Here is a 3,669-nt window from a genome sequence, read left to right as displayed (position 1 = left end):
GCTATTTTACCTATTTCTCTGTTTAATTTTCAAAGACCAACTTGCTTGCCATCATGTGACGACAAGGAGTATTCTATCATATAAATAATAGCATGATTTCAGCCAATAAGTTATCTAACTAGATTATACTAATCCTCTCAATAAGATACTCATTAGTAGCATTCTTCATAATACTACTAATAAGCAAGTTTCTTTTACACTGATACACTAGGATTAGTGTATTATGTTTTACAAGCAGTACCTTGAATTTAATTGTACATTGCTTCTGATACCTTTATTCTTTAACCGCCTCTAATATTTCTATTCCTGATTGGGATTTTCTTTCAATAGCTTTAATAACATTATCTATAAGAACAAATATTTCTTTAGATAGTTTTTCTGTTTGCAAGTAAAAACTATTGGCCTGTATGGAATTATTAATATTAATTACGTCTATTACCTTTGTGCCCATACTATGCAATTCGTTATGTACTTTATCAATGGCTGTCCACTCTTTAGCTATATCAGAATGGGTTAAATTAATAGAGTGGTAAAAATGACCAAAAGCACATTTTTTTGAATTAGTTTGAATAGGGTAAACCTTCATTTCATCTACCATTCGTTTTAAATTTTTTATCCAAGAGCCATGTGCTTCTTTGGCTTTTGAGAGATTGCTAAGCAATTCCTCATTTGTTATTGCATTCTTCCCACCATTTAAAGATGAGAGCATCTCTCTTACAATGTCACTAAGTTCTTCATCAATTTTTGATATTTGTTTAGCACTTTCTTTGCTTTGTATTGCATCAGCATGAATAACCTGTGTCATATCATTAAGTTTTTCTACATCTTTAGTAGATTCGTCCATTGCTTGATTTATCTGCTCAGCTGCTCCACTTATATCTCCCAATGATTCTGTTATTTTGTCCACATCTTTAATTGTAGTTTTTAACATAGATACATTGTCTTTAATTGTATGAGATATAGCATCTAGTTTTAAATTCATGTTATTAGTAGAATCTATTGTGTTATTCATACTTTCTTGACCGCCAATGGCTGCTTTCTGTATATTATCTACAAAGCTTCTCATATCTTTTAAATTTGTTTTAGTGTTATCCGCAAGCTTTCTAATTTCGTCGGCAACCACTGCAAAACCTCTTCCAGCTTCCCCTGCTCTAGCAGCTTCAATTGCAGCATTTAATGCTAGCAAATTTGTTTGATCTGCTATAGATTCTACTCCACCTACTATCTCATTTACTTTAGTAGCCATGTCAACTAACAGTTTGATTTGTTCACTCATTATTGTGGCATCCTTTATAACATCTTCTTTTAATAAATTAACTTCATTCAATTGAAATATACTTTCATCATTCTTTTGAACTAAATCTTTAGAAGATTTATGAAGCCGACTCATTGTTTCAGTGGTATTTATAATTGTTTCATTTACCTCACTCATATTTGCAGTAATCTGTTCTACCACAGATAAATTAGATTCACTTATAGCCGACATATCATTTGCAAATCTAATTAACTTATATGAAGAATGTGCCATTTCAACATCGAAATTACTTAAAGATGATGTAATATTAATCATCTTTTTAGAGCTTTTTGACATTCTCTCTTCACTTACTAAAAGCTTATCAAAGGTTTTAAACAATTTTTTGTGAATTGGATAATCTACCTTAATAGGTTCCACTATTTTTCCATTAATCCTATCTTCAACATGTTTAATTATACAAATCGCTTCATCACAAGGTGCCTTTTTAAAAAAATTCATAGTAATCTGCCTCCATTTTTATAAAATTTAATATACTTAAAATAAATTTAATTCATTATATTAATCCTAAATCCAATCTACTATTTTTATATTTTTCAACTTGATTATTAAGTTCTTCATACTCAAATAGTGTATCTTCATGTGCTTTTTCTCTAACCATATCTAGTTCATCAAAATTTTTTTTCACTATTTCAACCAGATTGTTATCGATCTCACGAGAATTAGACATTGCAATTAAAATATTTATTGTATTTTCTTTTGTCATGGGATCTCTATAGGGTCTTTTTTCCCTTATAGCAGTGAATATATCCGCAACCGCAATAATTCTTGAACCCAAAGGAATTTCTTCACACTTTAATCCAAAAGGATATCCCTTTCCATTTAATTTTTCATGATGAAGTGCACCCCATATCCTTATAGTTTCAAAAGCAGTTACATTTTCTAAAGCTCTGTTAGTATGATAAGCATGTGTTCTCATTAAATCAAATTCTTCTTTTGAAAGCGCCCCTGGCTTTTCAAGTATTTCAGTTGGGATAGCCAATTTTCCTAAATCATGAATATAGCCTGCGTATTTTATAACTTTAGTCTCACTTTCAGTAAATCCCACATATTTAGCAATAATTTCAGCGCAAGCAGCTACTGATGATGAATGTGATGCTGTAAATCGGCTTTTAAAATCTACCAACCGACTCATAAATATCATAAAATCTTCAAAGTCGCTATGGCTAAAATCACCAAAACCAATAATATTCTTTTGCGTTATAAAATTTGGAGTACGAATATACTGAGTTCCTAGCCAAAAACTATCTTTTTTTGATATTTCCATGAACGCATCAACTATTTCAGGATGAAATATAGCTCCTTTTCTTTTAATTATTTTTTCGCGTATTTCATCAACTGAATTTAGGATATTTTTATCTTTTTCCTTAATTAGCACAGAAACACGGTCAGCTAAATTTAATACATGGCTTCCAAATGGAATTTTTTCATTATTAACACCTACACAATTTCCATTAATCCAACTATTATGGTGATAGCGTATTATTTGTGCAATACCTAAACATGGTTTTAATCCATTTAATAATAAATATCCTTTTTCAGCGTGGAAGTCTAAATCCTTATATTCAAATTCAGTGGGTTTAAGTCTTTCTTTAAGTGTTAATCCCCCAATATCATGTAATGATCCAGCAATTTCTAATTTAATCTGTTCACCAATAGGTAGTCCTAATTGTTTTGCTAAACAATAGGAGATATATGCTACTAATTTGTGGTGATTAGAGACAACTGGACTTATTAAATCTATGGTATCAGTTATACTAACCACCAATTCTGAAAATTGAAATGTTAAATTCATTATGCCAAAACCTTTCTTTTATATTTAATGCTTTTAATAAATCACTAGCCCTCTTTAGCTCTTAGTCATATTATACCATTTTATGAGCTTTTCTAACAAGAATTTTCCTCTATTATTCCATAATTCATGTTATACCTAGTATCATAACAACAAAAGGGGCTGTCTCAAAATAGATTTTAATGAATTTATTGTTTGAGATAATTCAAAGTAAATAATATAAACAAATAAAAGCTATGGAATTTAGGTTTAATACCTTCATTTCATAGCTTTTTACATTATAAATGCATATTAAATTTTATATAATTCATAATTTAGACTTTTGAGACATCCTCTTTTCAACCTGGCGATGACTTAATCTCCCATAGAGTTACCTTTAGAGTACAATTAAGCTTAATACAAAATAAAAACCACTAAGTTAGACTTAGTAGTTTTTTCTTACCTGGCGACGACCTACTCTCCCACAAAGTTACCCCTGCAGTACCATTGGCGCATTGAAGCTTAACCGACCTGTTCGGTATGGGAAGGGGTGTTACCTTCATGCCATAATCACCAGATTGAGAAA

General features: G+C 30.4%; 2 protein-coding genes and 1 rRNA gene. All 3 read right to left on the bottom strand.

Annotated features, from left to right (window positions below; translation table 11 throughout):
- Window positions 1-274: 274 nt before the first annotated feature.
- The 3 genes from Ctaglu_RS24400 to rrf all read right to left on the bottom strand — a co-directional run bounded on the left by Ctaglu_RS24400 (window position 275) and on the right by rrf (window position 3,661).
- Complete coding sequence (locus tag Ctaglu_RS24400) at window positions 275-1,753, bottom strand: methyl-accepting chemotaxis protein (protein ID WP_125006638.1); 1,479 nt, start codon at window positions 1,751-1,753, stop codon at window positions 275-277.
- A gap of 55 nt (window positions 1,754-1,808) precedes the next feature.
- Window positions 1,809-3,107: an HD-GYP domain-containing protein gene (locus tag Ctaglu_RS24395; protein ID WP_125006636.1), complete on the bottom strand. Its 1,299-nt coding sequence runs from the start codon at window positions 3,105-3,107 to the stop codon at window positions 1,809-1,811.
- A gap of 437 nt (window positions 3,108-3,544) precedes the next feature.
- Window positions 3,545-3,661 (bottom strand): 5S ribosomal RNA (rrf, locus tag Ctaglu_RS24390).
- Window positions 3,662-3,669 lie beyond the last annotated feature (8 nt).

The sequence above is a fragment of the Clostridium tagluense genome (genome assembly GCF_003865095.1).
Lineage (GTDB): Bacteria > Bacillota > Clostridia > Clostridiales > Clostridiaceae > Clostridium_AD > Clostridium_AD tagluense.
The sequence above is the reverse complement of the archived record's forward strand: the minus strand, read 5'-3'. Positions and strand labels throughout refer to the sequence as shown.